Below are 21,475 nucleotides of genomic sequence, written 5' to 3'. Positions count from 1 at the left end.
CCTTTTCTCGAATCTGTTAACTCGCTATGACTAGTATACTTCTTGATCCACCGATATAGAACCGAACGACTACTGATTTGATGTCTGGAGAGGACTTCCACCACGGTGACCCCGTCGAGATAGTCACGTACGGCCGCTATTTTCTGTTCCTTTGTGTACAGTTTCCATATCCTCGACTCCTTCAAGGCGTCGATTCCGCCGGTCTCGAATTTTACTTTCCACACCCGGAGGGTATGCTCAGAGACGTGATGAGCCTCCTCGATTTCCTTCCACGTATATGTTCCTTCTTCCATCATTCGTAGTGCACTCAGTTTTTGTTCGATTGAATGCCGACTTCTCGCCATAAAAAAACACTCCCCAATAGAATAAACAGATTTGTTATTTCATCTGTCTACCTATTGGGGAGCATATCAGTTAGTGATGCCGACAATTTTGTGATTGAGAGAAGGACCAGTCCGAACACGAAGATCGTCTGTCTTCACTTTTACGTTATATGCACTACTTGCTTCGACTTTTGGACTATGCATCGAAAAAGTTGTTGTGAGTAAGACACTAGAAGCGATAAGTATTACCTTGTTTTTCATTAGTTGTACTCCTTTAAAGATAAAGATACAGTGACGAACGATTTGTTAAAAGGAGTATAGCATCATTATATTACAAAAAAGTATATCAAATTCATTTCAAAAATTGACAAGAGATTTAATCAAAAAATGCATAGTTTTTTCACAAACGGATTTTATGATAAAAATTAAACACATTTCTTTTTTATAAGACGGTTTGTCAAATTAAGCGCAACACTTCCTCGGTGAAGGCCTCGTGTGCGGTTTTCCAGTCCAGGCACTTTCTCGGTCGCCCGTTGATCTTGGCCAGCGCATCCGCGAGTTCACCGTCACCGACCTGCGCGAAGTCCGTTCCTTTCGGGAAGATCCGTTCACCCGGGACCTCTATCAAGGACTTCAACATATTCGATATGTGCTGAAGGCCACGTGCCATGGACAGGCGAAACGTCGACTGACCGATTGGTTGGATCGTTATCAGTCCCATCCTTGTGGGCCTCTGGCGAAGATCGCGAAATCGATCCAGAACCGAGAGGAAGCGATGCGTCGAACAATCGTGTCCAGTCTATCGAACGGAAAGATGGAAGGAACGAACAACAAAATCAAGCTTATCAAACGCCGTGGTTATGGCTACCGAAACCTCGAACGTTTCTTTTTGAGATTACGCTTCGAGCTTGGTCGTTAAAATAGCAACCACGTGTTATGGTGATGAGCCAATGATTATAGCGTGTGATAGTTGCGGAAACAAATCGAGGATTCTTCGTTCCATCGCGCTAGGTTTTAAACGGAAATGAATGAAAAAAAGAGCGTTGATGAATCATCAAGGAAGGGGCAAGCGTTCAAATGAGCCTGAAAAAACAACTACACAAGGCGATCCTCTCAAATGACCGAGCGACCGTTCAACGTCTAGTGAAGCCGCTCGCTCACGAAGTGGTGTTAGATACATTTCTTGAAGTTGCGTTTGATACGGATGATTTAGCGGTCTACGAAATCGTATGCGATCAGATTCAAGTTGAGCAGACTGCGGATTGGGAAGAGGCTGCGTCGCTTCTCATGAGCCAACCGTTCTGTCACCATCCTCATGCCTATGAACGGGCCTACGAACATGCGAAACGTGCTGTCGTGCTTGATTCTAGTCGCATAGATCTAAAGGAATACTTGCTCTTTTTCAATGCGATTCCCGACAAATTAATGACGGATGATGAAGCGAACGAATTAGCGACCGAGATTCTAAAGCTGCGGCCAACAAGTCAGGTCGCTAAGATGCATCTTCTGTAAAACAATGACTAGAGTCGTGCTGAATGATTATTCCAAGTGGAAACGTCCAATGATACAATGTGATGTAAGTCATCCCTAGAGGAGGCGCAACATGCGTTGGATGATTCGGCTTGGTTTGACCGCAGTGCTGACAGTAGGAACGGTCTTTATTGGACTTCGCCTCATCAGCTTGTTGATGGAATGGTGGTATGAGCCTCCGACCTCGGGGTTAAAGTTGCGACCGACACCGGCAGAATCTGAGTATTTGATGGAGTCGTCCGAAGGAAAGATGAGGATACCGAAAGAAGAAGAACAGTCTCGTCTGAAACTGGACTATTTGGATTATACGATTGATTCTGTGACTACCGTCATCGAACGAGGCGATGGCCTCTTCTATTGGGTGTTGTTACTAGCCTGTGTATTGCTTAGCGGAGTGATTTTTGCCGCTAACATTCGTTTTCAGCACCGCAAGCGAGCTGACGAAACAGCTTCGTTCACGACGCGGACGTTCTCGCGTCATTCAGTCCCGAGCTCGATGACGAGTGTCGAAGAACCGGCTTGGACAGGTGTGACGATTCGGGACGCTCTCATCGCGTTCAATCAGGCGTTACCGCCGGCGAAGAAATGGTTGCCGACAGAAACGGTTTTAGAGTGGGCACGGCGCATCGAATTGACGGACATCGATTTCAAGCCATATTTGGACGAGCGCTATGGAATGACAGATTCGGTGACTCGGGAAGAAGTTGACCGCTTCCACAGAAGGCTCGAGCAGTATCAAGACCGTCTAACTCGTTGAGTAAACGTATAAACGATTCATCGTGTTTGATTGAACAACAAGATAGCGGTGAATATGGGAGGTGAAACTGGATGAAACTGCAGATTGAGAGGATATTTATAACCGATGAATCAAGAGTATTTGATGCCGATTTATCAGGTGGTGAAGTGATTGTTCTGGTGGATCAGGATGGCCCGGTCGTCTATTGGAATGAGCGGACGATACGACTGCCGTTTCATTTGAGTTCGCCATTCATCCGTCTCCTTGATTCAGAAACGTTTCTCGTCGTCAATGTGACGCACGAAGGTACACCCGGCAACGCCTGGGTTATCGATGGACGAGGGTCGATACTTCATTCGTTCCATGCGGGCAACGCCATCGGAGCTGTCGCCGTCAACGACACGGGGGTTTGGATCGGCTATGCCGATGAAGGGGTGTTCGGGGAAGGGATATCCACCGAGGCACTCGTCTGTTTCTCGAGGACAGGTGAAGTGTTACAACGCTATCAGTCAGATTTTGTACGTCCACTGACCATTGTCGACTGCGAATTGTTGCAAGCAAATCGAACCGGGGTCTGGCTCTGTCCGTCGATTTGGTATGACTTGATTCATGTTGATTCAACCGGTCGACTCAACAAGTATAAGACGCCGAAGCGACTTCACGACAGTTCGGCGCTGACGATTCAAGGACAGGTCGGCTACTTCGTAAAAGACGGGTTGTTGTACAAGTGGCCGTTCGGTGCACGCAAACGCCCTGACGTTGTAGCTGAGTTTTCGGGAACTGCTAGAGGGTTAGCCGAGGACGGACGGTTCCACTTCATTCAAATCGGTGATTATGAAGTGAGCGGCGTTCAGCTCGTTAACGAGTGATGACGCGTATAGGTAGTCGGTGAATCGACTAAGAAGTTACAACTTACAACCGAATGATTTCTCGTGACGATGGACCTTGTCTATAGGTCCTTTTTTACGTTTTACAAACGTTTGGCGCAACAGAATCGTGATCATTATTGAATCAACTTGTCGGAATCAATTCCCTCTTTTTTGTAAATTCAGTATACTCATGTTATTGATGTTAGAAAGAAGGCGATGAGATGAGGCTTGATACGAATCTTTCAGGAATTTCGGTCGAAACGATTGAACAGGTAGAGTAACAAGTGGGGTCACGCTTCCCGGACGGCTTACGTGACGCATGGGGTCATGAGAACAAGTTCGAACTTGGGGATTGGTTCTTTTATCCGATCAAGGACGAGCGGTTTTTCAATAAGACATGGGATGACGTCATTCGAGCCAACGAATTGAAACAAGAGGAGTTACCGCATGGGTTCGTGACGCTTGCGACGAACGGATCCGGTGATGAGCTCGGTTTTTTGAAAGACGACCGGGAGACGATTTACGCCTGGTGGCACGAGATAAATGACCTCGAGGTGGCGGCGCATTCGTTTGAGGCGTTCGTCGAAGTGACGCAGGCGGAAAGCGACGTGCTCGAGACATTTTGCGAACGAGTCGAGAAGAATGGACTCGTCTTCGGATTATCTGCGGAGCAAGACGAGGGGTGGGCGTACGCACCATCGCACGTCGAAGACACAGACGTCCTGTTATTCTTTTCGTCACGAGAGCTTGCGCTCGCGTGCCGGGTTAAAGAATGGGCCGACTATCATGTGATCGAGTTGCCGGTCGAGCTATTCCTTGAACGCTGGTTGCCGAACATGTCGGATGATGAGCTGCTGTGCGGCCTCGATAGGTCGAGCGAGCTGGTAGGGTTGGAATATGACCCAGAAACCATTCTAGAGTATTTTGAATAATTTTATTTCAAATACCGCATGTGATATCTTTTTTAAAGAAAATATAGCAACGAATATGATAAATTCTTTTTCTAAAAACGCAATCATATCGACAGAATTACTAGCGCTCATCGTGGAAAGCGACGTGGGAGAGGAGAACACATCTTTGAATGATTATAACGTAGGGAATATCTTTGAGCTGTATTCAGGCAACGAGACCCTCTCGGTGGAGCAACAGGCGATGATGGATCGCATCGACGCCTACGTTGAGGCAAACCAGTTCAAACAGCTTGAACATTACCTTCAACAAACCCGAGGCATCGAGCAGATGTTGATTGATCATGTGATGATGGACCCGACCGATAACAGCCGATGGGACATGCTCATCGGGTATGAGTTGATTGATACCATCGAAGATTTTGCCCGGGTGAATAGCTTCGGTCTCACTGCCTATACGTTTCATCCGAATGACCCGTTCTATTTCGCGCTCGCCTTATATTGGACGGGTTGGAATGACTTTGTCATCACAGACGAGGATGTCGCTTTGGCAGAGTCGCTCATCGAACAAGGACCGGAAGAAGTGAGCGGCCTGCTATGTATTGCGTTGGCGAGGAGAGACATCGATCATTTCGATTATACATATGTTCAACGAGCGATTGAACGATGCCCGTGGGCCGTCGAACCATATATGCGTCTCGGCGAACATCGCTTGCGAGCCCATCCAGCAGAAGGAAAGATGCTTCTACAGCAAGGGCTTGACCGGGTGAAGTATACGTGGGGATTCGATCAAAAGGGGCGCTGGTTCAACACGGGATCGCAGTATTTCAATCCGACCACGTGGCGACAAGACACAATCGCTGAGCTGCTCGGTCTAAGCATGGACCACGACGAGTATAAAAAATACGAGCGGATCATCAATAAAAGATAGTCACCCTAAAGAACGGAGCATTGGAATGAACACAATCGCATTAGCCAAACCATCAGATTTAACTGCAATCGAACAACTGTATCTCGCTTGTAAAGACAATTTGCTCACCCGACAGATTTTTCAATGGGACGACACGTATCCGAACCGCGCTTATTTTGAGGAGTGTATCAAAGACGATTCTGTCTATATCATGAAACACGGTGAGGAGTTGCTTGGCGTCGTTGTACTCGATCAATGGCAGTCACCCGAATGGGAGGCGATCGACTGGCGTCACGACCATCCGCTCGTCATCCATTCCTTGATGGTGCATCCGGAGCGGCAAGGTCAAGGTAGCGGAAAAGCCATGTTACATGCCTCTGAACAGTTGGCGAAAGCGGAAGGTTACACCAGCATCCGGCTCGACAGCTTCTCAGGAAATGGGGCAGCCTACAACTTTTACAAACGACACGGCTACGTGGAACGTGGAAGCGTCCATTTCGATTCGAAACCGAAAGGGCATGAACGGTATGTCTGTTTTGAAAAAGAACTTGTCTAACGTAATGAAAAAAAGAATGTCGATCGATGAAGGAGGATTTGATTTTGAAACAACTCGAAGTGGCTACATATACGATGACAATCGACGCACCGATTGACCACACGTTCGCTTGTCTCGCAGAAGACGAACACATCATCAAATGGAACGACCATTTGATCGAAAATATTTATGAGGACGGTGACGCCTCACTCGTGACGGGAAAACGGTTCATCTCGGTCCAACAGTTCGAGAAAAAAGAGATTCGGGTCGAATCCGAGTTGACCCATGTCAATCGTCCTCACGAATGCGAGGTGCAGGCGGTGACGAATCAAGGGGTGTCGATTGCGACGTATACGTTGAGCGAGACGACAGACGGGACGGATGTGACGATTCGCATCTCACTCATCCCTTCGTCATGGCTATATGCCCTGTATGTAAAGGCGTTCAAATGGGCGATTCGCCTGATTTACGATGAACAGTTCAAACAGTTCCGCATCTACGCCGAGGCGAGTGCGCCAAAACCGTCACCTGCCCGAGAGGCGGAGTGATTTGCGATGATTGAACCGATTACCTCTTCGACGCGTGACGCGGTACGTGCATTCTTTATCGATGCCTGGGGCTCACCTGAGATGGTCATCTCGACCGGGACGTATGACTGCGCCACGCTTGACGGGTTTGTCTGGTCGGAAACGAACGTCATCATCGGCCTCGTCACGTATGTCATTCGGGAAGACGAGATTGAGATCATCTCGCTCGACAGCCTCCAGGAGAAGCGTGGCATCGGCTCGGCACTCCTCGATGAAGTGGAGCGACTGGCAAAGCAACATCAGCTCGCACGGCTGTCGCTCATCACGACGAACGACAATCTGCGGGCGCTCGCGTTTTACCAACGTCGAGGCTGGCGCCTCGCACGGATCATCCCGGGTGCGGTCGATGCGGCCCGGATACATAAACCGTCAATCCCCGTCATCGGGGAGCACGGCATCCCGCTCCATGACGAAATCATGCTTAGCAAAATCATCATAACCTAAAGAAAAGAGGGATTTTCCTATGATTGGATTCGGTATCATCGGCACAAACTTTATCACCCGTTCTTTCATTGAAGCGACCCATGAAGTCGAAGGCGCATCCGTGTCCGCCGTCTATTCCCGGACAGACGAGCGCGCGAAAACGTTCGCTGAAGAATTTGATATTCCAAACACGTTCACCTCACTCGAGGAGATGGCGTCCAGTGAGTTGATTGATGCGGTCTACATCGCGAGCCCTAACTCGCTCCACGCTGAGCAGAGCCTGCTCTTTATGCGTCACGGCAAACACGTTCTCTGTGAGAAACCGTTCGCCTCGAACGTCGAGGAAGTCAGACAGATGCTTGAGACGGCGCACGAACATGACGTCGTTTTGCTCGAAGCGCTCCGCAATCTATTCATGCCGAACTTCGATGTGTTGCGTCAAGAACTCCATCGCGTCGGACCGGTCCGGCGTGTCATCTTGAACAAGTCGCAATACTCGTCACGCTACGACTTGTATAAGCGTGGGGACAACCCGAATACGTTTAATCCTGCATTCTCGAACGGTTCACTGATGGACCTTGGCGTCTATTGCCTCGGTCCGGCTTTGAAACTGTTTGGACGACCGAGAGGCTTACATGCCAACGCCGTCAAGCTCGAGTCAGGTGTCGACGGCAGTGGTTCGGCCATCTTGTCGTATGACGGCATGGACATCATCGTGCTCCACTCGAAGATCCATGGCACGGACGCCCCGTCCGAGATTATCGGGGGAGCGGGGCGCATCGTGATTGACGATATCGGTTCGCTCGACCGCTTGACATTCGTTGGCCGAGACGGGGCGACCGTCGAACTCGGTTTAGAACAGGAAAGCCATATGACGTATGAGATTCAGACGTTCGTGAACATGATTGAGGCAGGGGAGCGGGAGACCGAGATTCATTCATTTGCCAATATGCACACACTTGCGGACGTCATGACCGATATCCGACAGCGCATCGACGTGCGGTACCCGGCTGACGCATAACAAAGAGCCCCGAGCATGTTGATATGCTCGGGGCTCTTTTGCACGAAATGAATATTCATTCAAAAAGGTTAAATCGTAAGCGAACTGGGTGCGGCAGTGATGATAATTCGTCAATCTGTGGAGACGTGTCGCTTAAATTTTTATACATAACCATCAAGTCAGGTGGTCAATGATTTAACCGTTGTTCATGCTTTTCTTTAAGCCGCTTTATGTCTTCTCTTGGCGGTAAACCGAACAGTCGTGAGTACTCACGGCTGAATTGTGATGGACTTTCATAGCCGACACGGTAGGCCACAGTAGCGGCATCTGAGGTCTCTGATAATAAGAGGCGACGTGCTTCCTGAAGTTTTAATTGTTTTTGGAATTGAATCGGGCTCATTGCCGCCACTTCCTTAAAATGCTTATGAAACGCAGAGACATTCATATTAACTGTTTCTGCAAGTTGATCCACCCGAAGAGGTTTATCATAGTTGGTCATAATGAGTTGAATGGCTTTTTTAATGTGATGGGCACTGTTGCCTTTCACTACAATGTTCTCGAGCGTGTTTCCATGCTCCCCCGTCAGGACTTTATAAATGATTTCTTTTGTGTACAAGGGGGCAAGCATTGGAATATCGTCCGGGGTGTCCAGTAGTCGGACCAATCGCAAGACGGCATTGAACAAAGAAGAATTTAGTCGGCTAACAAACATTCCCCGTTCCGAACTCGCTTCTGATAAAGGTGAGACATTCGCATTATCTAAAACCTCGAGGATTTCATTAGTTTTTAGTTCTAAGATGAAGCCTAAATAGGGGCTTTCAAGTGAGGTCTCGATCAGCTGGCTTGTTGCCGGCAAGTCGACCGAGGAGACCAGGTAATCCCCAGGTCCGTATCTAAAATCTTCCATCCCTACTGATACTTCTTTCATCCCTTGAGCCGTAATACAAAGCGATGGCCTATAGACCCCATAATTAAGATCTTTCTCGATTGGACGTCGAACAAAAGACAACGATGGAATAGCAGTCTCATGAATACTATTCGTCCCCGTATGACGTTCAATGATACTTGCCAGTTCTGCTTGCTGAATGGATGGTTGATCTCGCATGAATTTTCTCCTTCTCCCCATGGTTTGTACGCTTATTGTAATTTGAAGAATATAGTTCTGTAAATGAAACGAAAGAGGATTAAGCAAACATCGAACAGGAATAGACAAGGGGTTTCTTTAATACTTACGTATAATGAGATTACACCTTCAAATGTATCGAGGAGCTATCGGTATTTCTAGTGTTCTTCACATAGAGTGAAGGCGGGGTAAGAAAAACACCGAGAAAGGGAGTGATCCGAATATAGAACAAGCAATCATAGCTCTTTCAAAGAACAAGTGGGAATGGATGATCGAGAGACAACTAGATGATTTACGTCATCTCTTTCAAGAGAAAGCAGTTTTTGTACACATGGGGGCTACATTTTCTAAAGATGAAGAAATAGACGTAATTCATAGCGGCTCTATTATTTATAAGGACATAGACATTCAAGAAACGTCTGTCCAATTAATCGGTGAAACGGCCATCCTTCTGAACAAAGTAAAGTTACAGGCGATCGTAGGAGGAAATACCGTGACAAATCCGTTTGTGGTCACTGAGGTGTATGTGAGACAGAAGAAACAATGGCAGTTGGCATCGATGTCTTTCACACGGTTGTTGTCGCCATAAACGTACCACTGAATAGACGTTAGAACGTTCAACATGACACTGGTTTTTATAGAGGAGGAAGCTACTATGCAAAAAGTTAATTTGAACAATGGTGTTGAAATGCCGATTCTTGGTTTCGGTGTTTTTCAAATTCAGGATGAACGTGAATGTGAACAAGCTGTTTATGAGGCGATTGCAGCAGGTTATCGTTTGATTGATACGGCCGCTTCGTATCTCAATGAAGAAGCGGTTGGTCGAGCAATCAAACGCAGTGGTGTGCCACGAGCGGAATTGTTTATCACGACAAAGCTCTGGGTTCAGGATACCGGTTATGAGAACACAAAGAAAGCATTCGAAAAGTCATTGGATAGACTGCAAGTAGACTATCTTGATTTGTATTTGATTCACCAACCATTTGGCGATGTGCATGGCTCTTGGCGCGCCATGGAGGAATTGTACCGTGAGGGTAAAATCAAGGCAATCGGAGTGAGTAACTTCCAATCAGATCGCTTGATTGATTTAATCATTCATAATGAGATCGTTCCTGCGGTCAACCAGGTCGAAACACATGTCTTCAACCAACAGGTTGAGAGTCATGACTTCATGAAAGAAAACAATGTTCAAATCGAGTCTTGGGGACCTTTTGCTGAAGGGAAAAACAACTTATTCCAGAACGAGATTTTAGCATCAATCGCTGAAAAGTATGACAAGTCCGTGGCTCAGGTGGCTTTACGATGGCTGACTCAAAGAGGCGTCGTGGCCATTCCGAAGTCTGTGCGGAAGGAACGGATCATTGAGAACTTCAATATCTTTGATTTTGAACTGAGCAGTGAGGATATGGAGAAGATCGCTACGCTCGATACGAAAGAGAGCTTGTTCTTCTCGCATAGAGATCCTGAGATGGTGAAATGGATAGGGACACGTAAATTAGACATCTGATTTTTATTAATGAAAAATAGGGGTAGTGATATAGCGTTAACAAGTAATGAGTGAAAAACCCTCGAACAGGCGCTCTCTCTATAATTGATATTGAAGTCAGCTAATAAGCTTCTGCTCTTGAACCGAGAGAAGCCATCCGCCATAGGATTAAGGAATGGTGTCGGCGGAAAAATCGAGCCAGGGGAAACGATTGAAGACCCGGTATGTCGTGAAGTGTTTGAACAGACTGGATATGAAATTGTTGCACCTATCTATAAAGGAGATATCATCTTGCACGGGGAGCAACAGGTGGGGATCCATCTATTTTTGGCCGAACTATCAGACGACCTAAAGTATGATGAAGTCATGAAAACGCAAGAAGGGATTTTAGAGTGGAAAGAGATCGAATGGGTGTTACATCCTGACAATATAGGCATCATCAGTAATCTAAAGCGATATTTGCAGCCCATGCTTGAGAGTCGTGTCCCAATGCAACATGTGTTTCACTATTCTGGACATGACTTGTTAGCGTATAGCTATAAACAGATGGACGAAATAGCCTTTATTTAAAAATAATATGCCATTTTATGGAATTCAAAAAGTCACGCCTATGAGGCGTGACTTTTTGTTTTAGTTATTAAGTCAAACGAATAGCAACACATCAGGGAAGTCTTGTTGCTCGTCTTCATCAAAAAAGGATTTAAATGCGATATTCTCTTCATGTAACTCGTTATCAAAATAGACGAACACATATGTAGACTCAGGACCGATGCATCTTTTGAGAGGATGATAATCACTTAAAATCATGCTTCCCCCGGGTTTCAAGATGGAATAAAGGATATTGCACAATCGCTTGAGATCATCAAAGTAGTGTAAGATGCCTCCCTCCAAGTAAAGAAGATCGAACCGGCCCTCATACTTGCTGACATCTAGGTCATAGACATCACCCACTACGTAATCGATGCTTGTCTGTGCACAAGTCGCTAATTCCAGTGCATATCTTCTGTTCTCTTCGGATACGTCGAAAATCGTGACGTTCGCGCCCAACAACGACAGCGGGATGGCTTTTCTTCCGTTCGACCCGCATAAATTGGCCACATTCAGTCCATTTACGTCATGAAACAATTCTTGATGCTTCTTCAAGCTGGCTCGCGGGTCGTTTGAAAGTTCTTTTGCCTTTTCTGCTGGCGTCCCGTCGCGCTTAGTCCAAAATTCATAGGCACGGTATTCCCAAGCTGTTTTATTGGCTTCTGTCTGATTATTCAAACGCATCCGTCCTCTCTTTTGATTCAGTTGTATGTAACGCTTTGAAAAGCTGTATGGTTCGAAGCAAAATCAACAGCATTTAACAATTTGAGGGGTATACTAAAGTGGCGCTGGATAATTTTACAATAAGTTTCGGTAGAATGATAGTTGATGACATACTTAGAACGGGAGACGATGACATGACGACCTTATATTTCGTAAGACATGCACACTCTACATATACAGCCGATGAGTGGACGAGACCTTTATCTGAAAGAGGAGCGAGAGACGTCCGTAACATCACGAACACCTTGAGTGAAGAAAAGTTTGATCTCGTCGTCTCGAGCCCATATAAACGAGCCATTCAAACGGTACAAGGGATTGCTAACCAGCTTGGAACAGAAGTGCTACTCATGGACGATTTGCGGGAACGGATGTTGACGACAAAACCGGCGGAAGATTTCACGTTGGCGATGACGAAAGTGTGGGAAGATCCTACTTTTACATGGGAAGGCGGCGAATCGAACGTTGTCGCTCAACAGCGGGGAGTCCGTGCGATTCAGGCACTACTCGACCAATACGAAGGAAAGCGAATCGCAATCGGTACGCACGGGAATATCATGGTGCTGATCCTCAATTATTTTGATGAACAGTATGGCTATACGTTCTGGAAAGAACTCGATATGCCGGACATATATAAAGTGACGTTCGATCAACATGAACTCGTGAACGTCGAAAAGCTATGGGACCGTCAAGGAGTGGTTTGAAATCCGTTCATGACGACATGAAAAAAGGATGGGGCCGGTCTCGGTCCCATCCTTGAAAGTCTACTCTCTATTCAGATACAGGTGGCGAATAAACAAGCCGAGTGCGACCGTCATGATGACGGCCGGAATCAGGCCGACGAGCAACAAAGAACCCATGCGTTCAGTCCTTTCTGAGCGCAGCGAGGCGCTGTGTCATGTCTTGGAACGATTGTCCGTCCGAGAGCACGCTCAATTCACCGGCGATGAGGTCGTTCACTTCACGGTCCCAGTCCTGGCTGAGCGTCGTCTCGAACGCGGCAAGGTGCGTCGCCGTCCGTTCGACTTGATGACTTCCGACGCGCGCAAGCTGTTCACGCACCGCCGTCTTCAACAGGGCGCTCAAGTCGTCGCGCAACTTCGTCCGGCCATCGCCTTCGAAGAACTGGTTCGCATTCTTATAGTGCTTTAAGACGGGACGGAAAGGGGCCGCCTCGAACGTGATTGGGTCGACGGCGTCGCGGAGCCAATCGATGTCGATGTCGTCTTCGAACGACAACGTCGGCAAGAGCGGACGCAGTTTGAGCGTCTCGCGCTCGATCAAGCGTTCCGTCTCTCGTTTCAAGAAGCGCTCGAGTCGATATTGGAACACTTGCAACTCTTGATGGATGTCATACGCATACTTGTCGAGCGTCCGGGTGAGGGCGCGCTCGAGGCTCGCTTTCGACCCATCGACCTCGACCGGGTGGAACGTTTCTTTGGCGAAGTCCGACAGCCGGAGGAGCGAGCGAGTCTCGAGGTGAGCGAGCAGCTCGTCCGTCTCGCGCTTGAACGGGTCTTCGAGCGTCGTGACGTTGAGACGATTGTCAGACGTGCGTACTTGTTCGAGCTTGTCACGGCGGGCCGCCTTGACGCTCGCATCCACTTCGGCCTCGCGGACGACGTCCTCGAACGCGGCGACGAGGGCTTCTGTCTCGTCTTTGATGCGGACCGCGTTCGCCTGACGCAAATCGTGGTCGACGAATTGCTCAAGCTTGGCCGAAAATCGTTCGAATCCTGCGTCCGTGCTTTGGATGGCGTTTCGACTCGAGATTGGCAGCACCGTCGGATGACGGACTCCGAGCTTCGTCAACTGGTTCGACACATAATCGGTGACGGCAAGCTGTTCCGCCTCATCCGCCGCCAAATCGGACGCGTTGACGAGGAAGAACATGTGATGGTCACCTGTCCCTTGCACACGTCCGAGCTGGATGACGAGTTCACGGTCGGCCTCGGTGAAAGCGTGATTGTAGTACGTCACAAATAAAACAGCATCGGCGTCACGCATATAGCCGAACTGCACCTCGCTATGACGGTTGAACTGCGAGTCGGCACCCGGCGTGTCGACGAAGATGATGCCGCGCTCGGCCCAAGGGGAGTCGATGGCGAGCTCGATCTCTTTGACGATACAGCTCTTCTCTTCCTCCGTGACGAACGAGCAGAACGTGTCATAGTCGACCGTCTCCTGGCTACCGAGATAGGACAGGGGAGCGTTCTTGACGGCGTTTACGAACGGGTGGTCGAGATGGAGTGCGTCGAGTGACGCCCCGTAACCGTTCAGCTCGGCCTCGAGTTCGGCACGTGTCTTGAACGTGATCAACGCGCTCTTGTTGGCACGGCCGTTCGGCGGCACGATTTTCGTGATCGACGCCGTCAGTGGGTTCGGTGACGTCGGGAGCACCGTCTCACCGAGCAACGCGTTCAACGTCGACGATTTGCCGGACGAGAACGCCCCGAAGATGGCGAGCGTGTACGTCTCGGATTCGGCCCGGGCCAATTTATGACGGAGCGATTTGACGCGTGACTTGAATAACGGATGGTTCTCTAATATTTCACATACCGCATATTCATAAGAAAAATCAAACGACAAAGCGGTGATATCATCCACAAAAAGCGAGGTCGAAGCAACTTCTTGTTGCTGATGTTCGACTTGTTTCTGCGGTAATTGGTCGGCCGTGACGTAGTGACGGGTTTCAAGGTCCGTCAAACGCGAATCCGAGAGGTCACGTGTCGTGTAATGGGTGAGCTCGTCTCTCTGTTCGGCCAGCTGACGTTGTAGCGCCAACGTGTCGAGCATGTCATACAATTCGTCTTGCTCGGTCTCGATGGCATGGATTCGGTCTTTACCTTCGGCCTCAAGATACGTTTCGACGGACGTGACCCACGGTTCGGACACTTTCGTCACCCAAGAGGCGAGAGCCGACTCGATGTCGCGGCTGAATTGAAGCACCGTGTCACCGCTGAGCGATGCGTCGGACTTCACTTGGTCACTGATGAGCGTGCTCGGTGCAGTCGGTAACGTATCCGGACGGGACAAAATCGCCTCGGGCAGTTTCAAATCGCGGACGATGTCTTCGGCGTACTTGATCAAGTGGGGGCGAAGGTTCGTATCAATCAACCGGTTGAATTCCTTGACGGCGATGTCTTCGCGACGCAGCCGTTCCTGGCGCGTCTTGTCTTTTGAGAAGAACAGGCCGACCTTGAACTCCGGCGCACAACTCTCGAGATAGTCCCGCAACAGTTCGCGGAACTCGTAGTTCATGATCGGCGCGCTCGCGACAATCGGTGTCTGGTGTTTGAAGAACTCGCGGCGGAACGCGGTGAGCCATATCGATTTTTTGTCGAGACGTTGCAGGCGGGCTTGAATCTCCGTCGGCTGCTTCTCGATGACCGGCAACTCGTTCAGGAGCGCGTCGTGCGCACCAGTGGACCGGGCGAGCAACGTGTCAACGAGCAAGTCGGCGCGCGCTTCCGCATGTTCCCGCGCGGCGTCGATGACGGTTTGGACGTACGTCCGGAGGCGTTCGACCTCATTTTCCGGGTGATCGAGCTCACGGAGCGAGATGTAGAACTTATCGTCCGGATTGATGGCGTGACGGGTGAAGGCGGTCTCGAGCGAACGCTTGAACGTGCTGAATGGAAGCTCTCCTTCATCGTGCTTATCGATTTGGTTGATGATGATCGAGTAGGGACGTCCTTCGGCGCTGAACTGTTTCATCAGTTTGATGTTTTGTTCGGACTGGACGTGATTGTAGTCCATCATGAAGAACAGATGGTCGGCGAGAAAGAGCGAGCGTTCTGTCGCTTGACGGTGCCGTTCATCGGTCGAGTCGATCCCAGGCGTGTCCATAAGGACGACGTCGCTTCCAAACGGGAAGCGGGGCAGGGCGTACTCGACTTCTTTAATCTCTTCGATTTTGCAGTAGTCGCTCAAACGGTCGAGCTCATCCGGTGCGAGTCGAATCCAATCTGTATCGTTGACGGCGACGGATGCCCCGATTTCCCCATGTCGAAGCGTCACGATATTCGCACTCGTCGGAATCGGACTCGTCGGTAACACACCGTCCCCGAGCCAATTGTTGAGGAGCGTCGACTTCCCGGCCGAGAAATGGCCACAGACGGCAATCCAAATCTCATTTTGTGTCACTTTTCGGAGCGCGGTCTTGGCGAGACGAGCTGACTCGGTCTCAGCTTGCATGTCAAATACGTCGGTCAATTGCGCGAGGCGCATGCGTTGTTCATTCATAAATCCCCATCCCCTACTTATGATTCCGTCGTGATGCCGACGCGGTGTCTACGATATGAGTTATTTTCCCAGGCTTGAATGACGAGCTCGGCCACATCGTCACGCGAGATTGGTCCCGAGTTTTGCGTCCCGAGCACGTCAGCTGTGATGACGATGTTCCCGACGGACGCGTCTTCAATCAATTGGGTCGGGCAGACGATTGTATAATCGAGCGTTGATGCATCGAGCAGTTCATATGCCCAGGCGTGATCCTCGGCCGCGGTCGTCATCGAACGTTTCGACTCGCGGGTCTCGAAACGATAGTTGTCAGAATCGTGTGCCTGCAAGATGCCGGCCGTCCCGACTGTCAGGATGCGCGTAATCCCGGCTGCTTGCATCGCTGAGATGATGAGCGGTGTGAAGCGGGACAAGACGTCCTGCTTATCCGTACCGAGCGCCGACATGACGACGTCGGCCGATTTCACCGTTTCTGCGATGGCATCCGCATCGGTCGCGTCACCGATGATGACCGTGAGACGATCCCTCGGTTCGACCTCGCGACGTGACAAGAGTCGGACGTCGTGGCCGTCTTTTAACAAACGTTCAAGCAACCGCATCCCCGTGCGGCCGCTCCCTCCAAATAAAGCAATGGTTGACAAGTAAACCCCTCCCAATCAAGATTAAAGAAAATATCCAACGCCATCATACCACGGAAGCGCTATCGAAACAGGAGACAACGGCTTGAAGTTGTGAGGTTTCAGGGCAGGGTAAGTGGGATACAAAAAGTTAAGACGTGTATAAGGGAGGAAGACACTTCGTTGTCGACACCGCATGAGATTTGGAGCTAGAACCATCAAGACCGGGATATCCGTCGCCTTGGTATTGCTCATCGCCGAGGCATTTCAATTTCAACAGATTGTCGTACCGGCACTCGCGGCTTCGCTCGCATTATTGCCGTCCGTTTATCAGACGGGTGTCCGGCTATTAGAAGAACTAAAAGGGAACTTGATCGGGGCTTTGCTCGCCGTCTTCTCATTAATGTTGACGCCGAACCCGACACCGATCGCCATCGGAGTCGTCATCATCATCGCCATCTCGATCCTTCTCTTCTTGAACCTCGAGTCGACGACCCGGACCGTCATCTTGACGACGATTCTGATTATGGAAGGGGCGAGCCAGTCGGACATGCCCGTCTGGATGTTCGCCGGTGAACGTTACTTGCTCATCATGATGGGGATCACCGTGGCGCTTGTCGTCAATGCGCTCTTGTTCCCGCCGCGCTATGAGCGGAAGCTTGAGGACGAGATCGCGACCGTCTCCCAAATGGCCGTCCGCATCGCGCGACTGTTCTCGGAAACAGAGGGAGGACGCTCGTCATTTGAGTCACTCGATGAGACGAAAAAGAAACATCGAGCCTCAAAGACGACGTACGACTTCTTTGAAGAAGAGATTAAAGCCAACCGCTGGCTCGAGAAGAAGACGCCGATTTATCGCCGGGCCGTCTTGAAGTCGAAGATGATTGATACGAACAGTGCCGCTATCCACGTGCTCGACAAGCTGCATGACGATTTTCTGACACTCGAACATCTACCGCCCCAGCTCGAGGACGAACTGATGCGTCATATGAGGCACTTGCTCAGACGGCATGAGCGTCTATTCTCGGCTTATGAATTAGAGAACGAGCACATCATCGACCGGGAAGAGGACTTGATTCACGAGAACTTCGACTTCGCCAAGCTAATGATTGAGAGAATGCGTGAGGAGGAGGAGGACCTCATCCTGACCGTCGTCCCGCTCGTCGCGACGATGACAGATTGGGTCAAGGCGATGAATGAGCTCGAACGCTACCTCATCACCGAGATGAAGAAGCACGGGGACAACCTGAAAGTGGAACCGCGTAAGAAGTGGTTCTTTGAAGACTAAAAAAGGTAAAAAAATAGCATCACCTAACTGGGCTTTTAAAAAGTCAGTTAGGTGATGCTATTTTTATGAGCTGAGCTTGCTTGTTTTTTATTTTCGTCACGTAAGGCGAGAAACGGGTTGAACCCATATAGTGATCTTGCTCCGATAGACTAGAGAGTAAAGCGAGGATGTTTTTAAGCTGCTTCGCCCCTTCTTGGATGCTCAAGTGATTGACATGTCCCTTTTGATCTAATCGGTTCACAAATAGCTCGACCTTCCCGCCGCTTTCAATCAATTCCCGACTGACCAATGCCGTATCCTCTATCAATTCTTCGAACTGATGATGAAGGCCGATCCCGTTCGAAGCTGACAAATCGAGGTACACCGTGAACATGTCTTGATTGACCGGCTGGTACAGTTTCGTTTGCAAAGTCGATTTCTTCGCCGTCGCATACCAGTCGATTTGTCTAGACGGTTCATCCTCATAGGGTTTCGAGGAGATTTGTAGTAACCGATCCTTAATTGGAGAATATTTAGAGACGCGCTCACCAAGCTTCAGGTGTGATCGGATACGCTGCGCAGGAGTACTTGAAATCGATGGATAGACCGTCCAACGTAAAGGGGGAGGCAAATAGAGTGTCAGCGTCCCTAACGATAGAGGCAAGCTAATCGTGATGGAGATTTCAGCTATTTCGATGGGCCCCCTTCGATTACCTGTAAGTTCGAAGACGAAATCAGATGGCAGCTCGTCCAATTCGATGATGGATTCCGTGTGCCCCTCTAAGTTCACGACGTAAGGTCCATCCTTTGGCGTACGTATATATGTTTTCGTGCTCATGTCGTTTAAGAGGTGCACGTTCGTCAGTTCAAGGGTGAACTTACAACTTTCGTTCTTGAACAGAATCGAGTCGAACTGTCTCCACGTGACGTCCATTTGTGCAGTCAGTCGTTTCGTGTAACGCTCGATATAAAGACTTGCCGCCAAAAAAACAGCGAGAACGAATGAAAGAATCGAGAGGTACGGCACGAACAACAAGATGATCATCACTGAAAATAAGACGATTTGGATTCGTTTTTCAAGCAAGAAAAATACATTGGTTGTGATGTTCATCGGAGTCACATGCCCATCTCGACCGGGACCGGGACGGTCGACAAGATTTCTTCCATGACCATGGCCTTCGAGGACTTGATCTCGCCCTCGAGCGTTAGTGTCAACCGATGAGCGAAAACGTATGGGGCCAAGAACTTGATGTCCTCTGGTGTGACATAGTCACGATTTTGGATATAGGCATAACTTTGAGCGGCTTTCGAGAGCGCGATCGTCGCACGTGGACTAATCCCCGTCTGAACGTTCCGGTGACTACGTGACGCGGTCGCGATCGAGACAATATAGCGTAACACGTCTTTCGAGATGTGGATTTTCATGGCATCGGCTCGATATTGCAGGAGTTGCTCGAAATCGACATTCGCCAATACCGCCTTACGGGTCTCGGTGACGGATTCCTCCAGCAATTGAAGTTCGAATTCTTCGGTCGGATACCCTGTATGTAGACACATCATGAACCGGTCAAGCTGCGCATCAGGCAAAGAGAAGGTACCAGATGATTCAATCGGGTTTTGCGTCGCGATGACGAAGAATGGGGTAGGAAGTTGATAGGTCTTGCCCCCGACCGTCACCTGTCGTTCTTCCATCGCTTCGAGCAATGCGGACTGGGTACGTGGGACGGCCCGGTTAATTTCATCGATGAGCACGATGTTGGCGAAAATCGGGCCTTGCTTGTTTTCAAACTCTTGCGTCTTTAGATTGAAAAAATCTGAACCGACAATATCTGACGGTAATAAGTCGGCTGTGAACTGAATTCTTGAAAAGTCGCCGTGGAAACTCGTCGCTAACGTCTTGGCCAACATCGTTTTCCCGGTGCCCGGTACATCTTCTAAGAGCACATGTCCGTTTGCCAACAGCGACGTCACACACAACTCTACTACTGTCGGGTTGCCCAAATAGACTTGGTTGATTTCCTCAATCATCGTACGAATGTTCATCAAGATTTCTCTCCTTTGTAGTGTTGTATATACTGTCTGACAGATACTTTGAAATCATGAAGTGAGCGCTCGTCGATCACGTTCAGTTCTCCATATCGCACATCGGCATAAGGTTTCACAGATTGTTCGAATCGAATGCGTGCAAACCACTCTGAGACGGTCTCGTGAGGTTTTCGTTTTTGAGTGTCGCTCAAGGTGTCATTCAACTCCACGAGTAGTTTCCCAAGCTCAGTATCAGAGGCATAGAGAAAGGTTGGTGTTGTATTGGTCACCGTGTTCATGTTGGCTCGAGATGATAATGGTCTCTTGTCAGCTGAGGACGATGTCGCTTTGCGTCGCCGTTTATCCCACCAATCGTGTACGCGCTTGTAGTTCTTGAGAAATAAAATGAGCAAGAAAGCTATAACGGCCCATTTCAGGACGTCTGAAGTATCCCCTTGATCTTCGCCAGACGTCTTCTTTTCAAACCGTTCTTTTGACAAAAGATCATACCACTTCGGTATATCATTAGTATCCTCTAGATTCTCTGTTTTATCTTTAAAGGTTGCCAATTCACCGTCGATGTACCTTGGATTTCCCGACATGTCTTGTTGGGTCGGGCGATCTACAATCATTGTATAAAGGAAAGTACCCCCGATTTTAAATAAAGCGACGATGATTAAGGTCGATATGATGAAATAATACATTTTTCTTTTCTGCATAAGCCCTCCTTCATCGATTAGTCTCTATGATAACTTAGTCTTCTTAAAGGAATTCAATGTATACTTATATATTCCTTTATAATAAAAAAATGTTAACAATTGAAAAATAATACATTAAAAAGCGAATCACCAGATTGGCTAATTCACCGTATAATGAAAACATAATAAATATTATTGGGGAGTGGCAAATGAAGGTCCATTTACTGCACACTACAAAATTTTGGAACATCCGCGTCGGCACAGACGAGTTCGTCGTCCAGTATGGAAAGCTCGGTACGGTCGGTAAAGTCCAACTAAAGTCTTTTGATACGGCAGAAGAGTGTAAGAAAGAAGCCGACAAACTCGTCCGTCAAAAACTAAAGAAAGGGTACGTTGAGGTCGAGTACGACTGGGACAACCATCTTTACTTAGATGACCCAGAGATCGGCCCGCATCCGTTGACGGCCAACCCGGCGTTTATGCAACATTTCCAGGAAGACTTTTATTTAGACTGTACGGACGAGTACGCGCCGTTCGGGAGCGATGAAGGGGCCGACGTCCTCGACATGTTCGGAGAAGCGCTTCGAAAAGAGCAGGACTTCGATTTTCTGGAAGGGGCGTATGCCGTCCTGTCTGACTGGCTCGAGGAAGACATCTCGACACCGGACGACTGGATGTTGAACGGAGATCGTTTCGTGTGTGACGTCGTCATCCTCGCGAGCGCGTTCGCTTCAATCAAACTGACCGGACGAATCACGGATGCCTTGAAACGTTCTGCCCATGAAGCGTTAACCACAATCGTCGAGGAAGTCGAGCCTGAGGATACGCATCGGTTTCAGCTAATCAACGAACAGCTCGCCACTTTCCCCGTGTCGAAATGAAACTTTT

General features: G+C 48.9%; 24 protein-coding genes and 1 pseudogene. 16 read left to right on the top strand and 9 right to left on the bottom strand.

Annotated features, from left to right (window positions below; genetic code table 11):
- Together KNP02_RS07120 and KNP02_RS14890 are read right to left on the bottom strand one after the other, a co-directional pair.
- Positions 1–344 (bottom strand): helix-turn-helix domain-containing protein (locus tag KNP02_RS07120; RefSeq protein WP_214707865.1); only part of this gene is annotated, 344 nt, incomplete at its 3' end.
- Positions 345–780: 436 nt separating this feature from the next.
- A pseudogene (locus KNP02_RS14890) lies at positions 781–924 on the bottom strand (IS30 family transposase); the annotation flags it as partial.
- Between the two features lie 48 nt (positions 925–972).
- Here KNP02_RS14890 and KNP02_RS14885 point away from each other — a divergent pair.
- The 10 genes from KNP02_RS14885 (at position 973) to KNP02_RS07070 (ending at position 7,842) form a co-directional block, all read left to right on the top strand.
- Entirely contained in the window at positions 973–1,242 is a 270-nt protein-coding gene (locus KNP02_RS14885) for a transposase (RefSeq protein WP_353047339.1), read from the top strand.
- A 158-nt stretch (positions 1,243–1,400) separates the two neighbouring features.
- On the top strand, positions 1,401–1,835 hold the full coding sequence (locus tag KNP02_RS07110) for a hypothetical protein (protein WP_051627722.1): 435 nt from the start codon (positions 1,401–1,403) through the stop codon (positions 1,833–1,835).
- Between the two features lie 91 nt (positions 1,836–1,926).
- The gene (locus KNP02_RS07105; RefSeq protein ID WP_214707861.1) at positions 1,927–2,610 is read left to right on the top strand and encodes a hypothetical protein; all 684 of its coding nucleotides are present in this window, start codon (positions 1,927–1,929) and stop codon (positions 2,608–2,610) included.
- A gap of 71 nt (positions 2,611–2,681) precedes the next feature.
- Positions 2,682–3,458: a hypothetical protein gene (locus KNP02_RS07100; protein ID WP_214707859.1), complete on the top strand. Its 777-nt coding sequence runs from the start codon at positions 2,682–2,684 to the stop codon at positions 3,456–3,458.
- 284 nt (positions 3,459–3,742) lie between these two features.
- Positions 3,743–4,390, top strand: coding sequence for a DUF2750 domain-containing protein (locus tag KNP02_RS07095; RefSeq protein WP_214707857.1), 648 nt, complete (start codon positions 3,743–3,745; stop codon positions 4,388–4,390).
- Positions 4,391–4,535: 145 nt separating this feature from the next.
- The gene (locus KNP02_RS07090; RefSeq protein ID WP_214707855.1) at positions 4,536–5,297 is read left to right on the top strand and encodes a hypothetical protein; all 762 of its coding nucleotides are present in this window, start codon (positions 4,536–4,538) and stop codon (positions 5,295–5,297) included.
- A 25-nt stretch (positions 5,298–5,322) separates the two neighbouring features.
- Positions 5,323–5,832 (top strand): GNAT family N-acetyltransferase, encoded by a 510-nt coding sequence (locus KNP02_RS07085; RefSeq protein ID WP_214707853.1) that lies wholly within the window; start codon positions 5,323–5,325, stop codon positions 5,830–5,832.
- 44 nt (positions 5,833–5,876) lie between these two features.
- Positions 5,877–6,359: an SRPBCC family protein gene (locus KNP02_RS07080; RefSeq protein ID WP_214707851.1), complete on the top strand. Its 483-nt coding sequence runs from the start codon at positions 5,877–5,879 to the stop codon at positions 6,357–6,359.
- A gap of 6 nt (positions 6,360–6,365) precedes the next feature.
- Positions 6,366–6,842 (top strand): GNAT family N-acetyltransferase, encoded by a 477-nt coding sequence (locus KNP02_RS07075; RefSeq protein ID WP_214707849.1) that lies wholly within the window; start codon positions 6,366–6,368, stop codon positions 6,840–6,842.
- Between the two features lie 19 nt (positions 6,843–6,861).
- On the top strand, positions 6,862–7,842 hold the full coding sequence (locus KNP02_RS07070) for a Gfo/Idh/MocA family protein (RefSeq protein WP_214707847.1): 981 nt from the start codon (positions 6,862–6,864) through the stop codon (positions 7,840–7,842).
- Between the two features lie 166 nt (positions 7,843–8,008).
- Here the strand turns inward: KNP02_RS07070 and KNP02_RS07065 are convergent, their stop codons facing one another.
- The gene (locus KNP02_RS07065; protein ID WP_214707845.1) at positions 8,009–8,926 is read right to left on the bottom strand and encodes an AraC family transcriptional regulator; all 918 of its coding nucleotides are present in this window, start codon (positions 8,924–8,926) and stop codon (positions 8,009–8,011) included.
- A 241-nt stretch (positions 8,927–9,167) separates the two neighbouring features.
- Between KNP02_RS07065 and KNP02_RS07060 the strand changes: the two genes are divergently transcribed.
- The 3 genes from KNP02_RS07060 (at position 9,168) to KNP02_RS07050 (ending at position 11,000) form a co-directional block, all read left to right on the top strand.
- Positions 9,168–9,533, top strand: a complete 366-nt coding sequence (locus KNP02_RS07060) for a nuclear transport factor 2 family protein (protein WP_353047340.1) — start codon at positions 9,168–9,170, stop codon at positions 9,531–9,533.
- A gap of 66 nt (positions 9,534–9,599) precedes the next feature.
- Positions 9,600–10,451: an aldo/keto reductase gene (locus tag KNP02_RS07055; protein WP_214707841.1), complete on the top strand. Its 852-nt coding sequence runs from the start codon at positions 9,600–9,602 to the stop codon at positions 10,449–10,451.
- A gap of 84 nt (positions 10,452–10,535) precedes the next feature.
- A complete protein-coding gene (locus KNP02_RS07050; protein WP_214707839.1) occupies positions 10,536–11,000 on the top strand; it encodes an NUDIX hydrolase in 465 nt (154 codons plus the stop codon).
- Between the two features lie 72 nt (positions 11,001–11,072).
- Here the strand turns inward: KNP02_RS07050 and KNP02_RS07045 are convergent, their stop codons facing one another.
- Complete coding sequence (locus KNP02_RS07045; RefSeq protein WP_251129158.1) at positions 11,073–11,696, bottom strand: class I SAM-dependent methyltransferase; 624 nt, start codon at positions 11,694–11,696, stop codon at positions 11,073–11,075.
- 179 nt (positions 11,697–11,875) lie between these two features.
- On the opposite strand from KNP02_RS07045, the gene KNP02_RS07040 reads away from it, so the two are divergent.
- Positions 11,876–12,442, top strand: a complete 567-nt coding sequence (locus KNP02_RS07040) for a histidine phosphatase family protein (protein ID WP_214707837.1) — start codon at positions 11,876–11,878, stop codon at positions 12,440–12,442.
- A 160-nt stretch (positions 12,443–12,602) separates the two neighbouring features.
- Here KNP02_RS07040 and KNP02_RS07035 read toward each other — a convergent pair whose 3' ends face one another.
- Together KNP02_RS07035 and KNP02_RS07030 are read right to left on the bottom strand one after the other, a co-directional pair.
- Positions 12,603–15,983, bottom strand: coding sequence for a dynamin family protein (locus tag KNP02_RS07035; protein WP_214707835.1), 3,381 nt, complete (start codon positions 15,981–15,983; stop codon positions 12,603–12,605).
- A gap of 17 nt (positions 15,984–16,000) precedes the next feature.
- Complete coding sequence (locus KNP02_RS07030; protein WP_214707833.1) at positions 16,001–16,621, bottom strand: NAD(P)-dependent oxidoreductase; 621 nt, start codon at positions 16,619–16,621, stop codon at positions 16,001–16,003.
- Positions 16,622–16,793: 172 nt separating this feature from the next.
- Between KNP02_RS07030 and KNP02_RS07025 the strand changes: the two genes are divergently transcribed.
- Positions 16,794–17,885, top strand: coding sequence for an FUSC family protein (locus tag KNP02_RS07025; RefSeq protein WP_214707830.1), 1,092 nt, complete (start codon positions 16,794–16,796; stop codon positions 17,883–17,885).
- 43 nt (positions 17,886–17,928) lie between these two features.
- On the opposite strand, the gene KNP02_RS07020 is transcribed toward KNP02_RS07025, so the two are convergent.
- From KNP02_RS07020 to KNP02_RS07010, 3 genes are read right to left on the bottom strand one after another with little or no spacing between them, the layout of a single operon-like run.
- Positions 17,929–18,975 (bottom strand): DUF58 domain-containing protein, encoded by a 1,047-nt coding sequence (locus KNP02_RS07020; protein WP_214707828.1) that lies wholly within the window; start codon positions 18,973–18,975, stop codon positions 17,929–17,931.
- Between the two features lie 5 nt (positions 18,976–18,980).
- Complete coding sequence (locus KNP02_RS07015) at positions 18,981–19,907, bottom strand: AAA family ATPase (protein ID WP_214707826.1); 927 nt, start codon at positions 19,905–19,907, stop codon at positions 18,981–18,983.
- Positions 19,907–20,608 carry a hypothetical protein gene (locus KNP02_RS07010; RefSeq protein ID WP_214707824.1) on the bottom strand — a complete coding sequence of 234 codons (702 nt, stop codon included), beginning with the start codon at positions 20,606–20,608 and terminating at the stop codon, positions 19,907–19,909. Before KNP02_RS07010 ends, KNP02_RS07015 begins: the two co-directional genes overlap by 1 nt.
- A gap of 188 nt (positions 20,609–20,796) precedes the next feature.
- On the opposite strand from KNP02_RS07010, the gene KNP02_RS07005 reads away from it, so the two are divergent.
- Complete coding sequence (locus KNP02_RS07005) at positions 20,797–21,468, top strand: WGR domain-containing protein (RefSeq protein WP_214707822.1); 672 nt, start codon at positions 20,797–20,799, stop codon at positions 21,466–21,468.
- The last annotated feature ends 7 nt before the right edge of the window (positions 21,469–21,475 follow it).

The sequence above is a fragment of the Exiguobacterium sp. s40 genome, assembly GCF_018617905.1.
In the GTDB taxonomy this organism is placed as follows: Bacteria; Bacillota; Bacilli; order Exiguobacteriales; family Exiguobacteriaceae; genus Exiguobacterium; species Exiguobacterium mexicanum_A.
This window is presented reverse-complemented; position numbering and strand designations above follow the sequence as displayed.

Bases quoted from the DNA above. Each gene is read 5' to 3' on its own strand.
- KNP02_RS07110 (WP_051627722.1), top strand. From the start codon at position 1,401: ATGAGCCTGAAAAAACAACTACACAAGGCGATCCTCTCAAATGACCGA.
- KNP02_RS07105 (WP_214707861.1), top strand. From the start codon at position 1,927: ATGCGTTGGATGATTCGGCTTGGTTTGACCGCAGTGCTGACAGTAGGA.
- KNP02_RS07100 (WP_214707859.1), top strand. From the start codon at position 2,682: ATGAAACTGCAGATTGAGAGGATATTTATAACCGATGAATCAAGAGTA.
- KNP02_RS07085 (WP_214707853.1), top strand. From the start codon at position 5,323: ATGAACACAATCGCATTAGCCAAACCATCAGATTTAACTGCAATCGAA.
- KNP02_RS07075 (WP_214707849.1), top strand. From the start codon at position 6,366: ATGATTGAACCGATTACCTCTTCGACGCGTGACGCGGTACGTGCATTC.
- KNP02_RS07070 (WP_214707847.1), top strand. From the start codon at position 6,862: ATGATTGGATTCGGTATCATCGGCACAAACTTTATCACCCGTTCTTTC.
- KNP02_RS07065 (WP_214707845.1), bottom strand. From the start codon at position 8,926: ATGCGAGATCAACCATCCATTCAGCAAGCAGAACTGGCAAGTATCATT.
- KNP02_RS07055 (WP_214707841.1), top strand. From the start codon at position 9,600: ATGCAAAAAGTTAATTTGAACAATGGTGTTGAAATGCCGATTCTTGGT.
- KNP02_RS07040 (WP_214707837.1), top strand. From the start codon at position 11,876: ATGACGACCTTATATTTCGTAAGACATGCACACTCTACATATACAGCC.
- KNP02_RS07035 (WP_214707835.1), bottom strand. From the start codon at position 15,983: ATGAATGAACAACGCATGCGCCTCGCGCAATTGACCGACGTATTTGAC.
- KNP02_RS07025 (WP_214707830.1), top strand. From the start codon at position 16,794: ATGAGATTTGGAGCTAGAACCATCAAGACCGGGATATCCGTCGCCTTG.
- KNP02_RS07020 (WP_214707828.1), bottom strand. From the start codon at position 18,975: ATGAACATCACAACCAATGTATTTTTCTTGCTTGAAAAACGAATCCAA.
- KNP02_RS07015 (WP_214707826.1), bottom strand. From the start codon at position 19,907: ATGAACATTCGTACGATGATTGAGGAAATCAACCAAGTCTATTTGGGC.
- KNP02_RS07010 (WP_214707824.1), bottom strand. From the start codon at position 20,608: ATGCAGAAAAGAAAAATGTATTATTTCATCATATCGACCTTAATCATC.
- KNP02_RS07005 (WP_214707822.1), top strand. From the start codon at position 20,797: ATGAAGGTCCATTTACTGCACACTACAAAATTTTGGAACATCCGCGTC.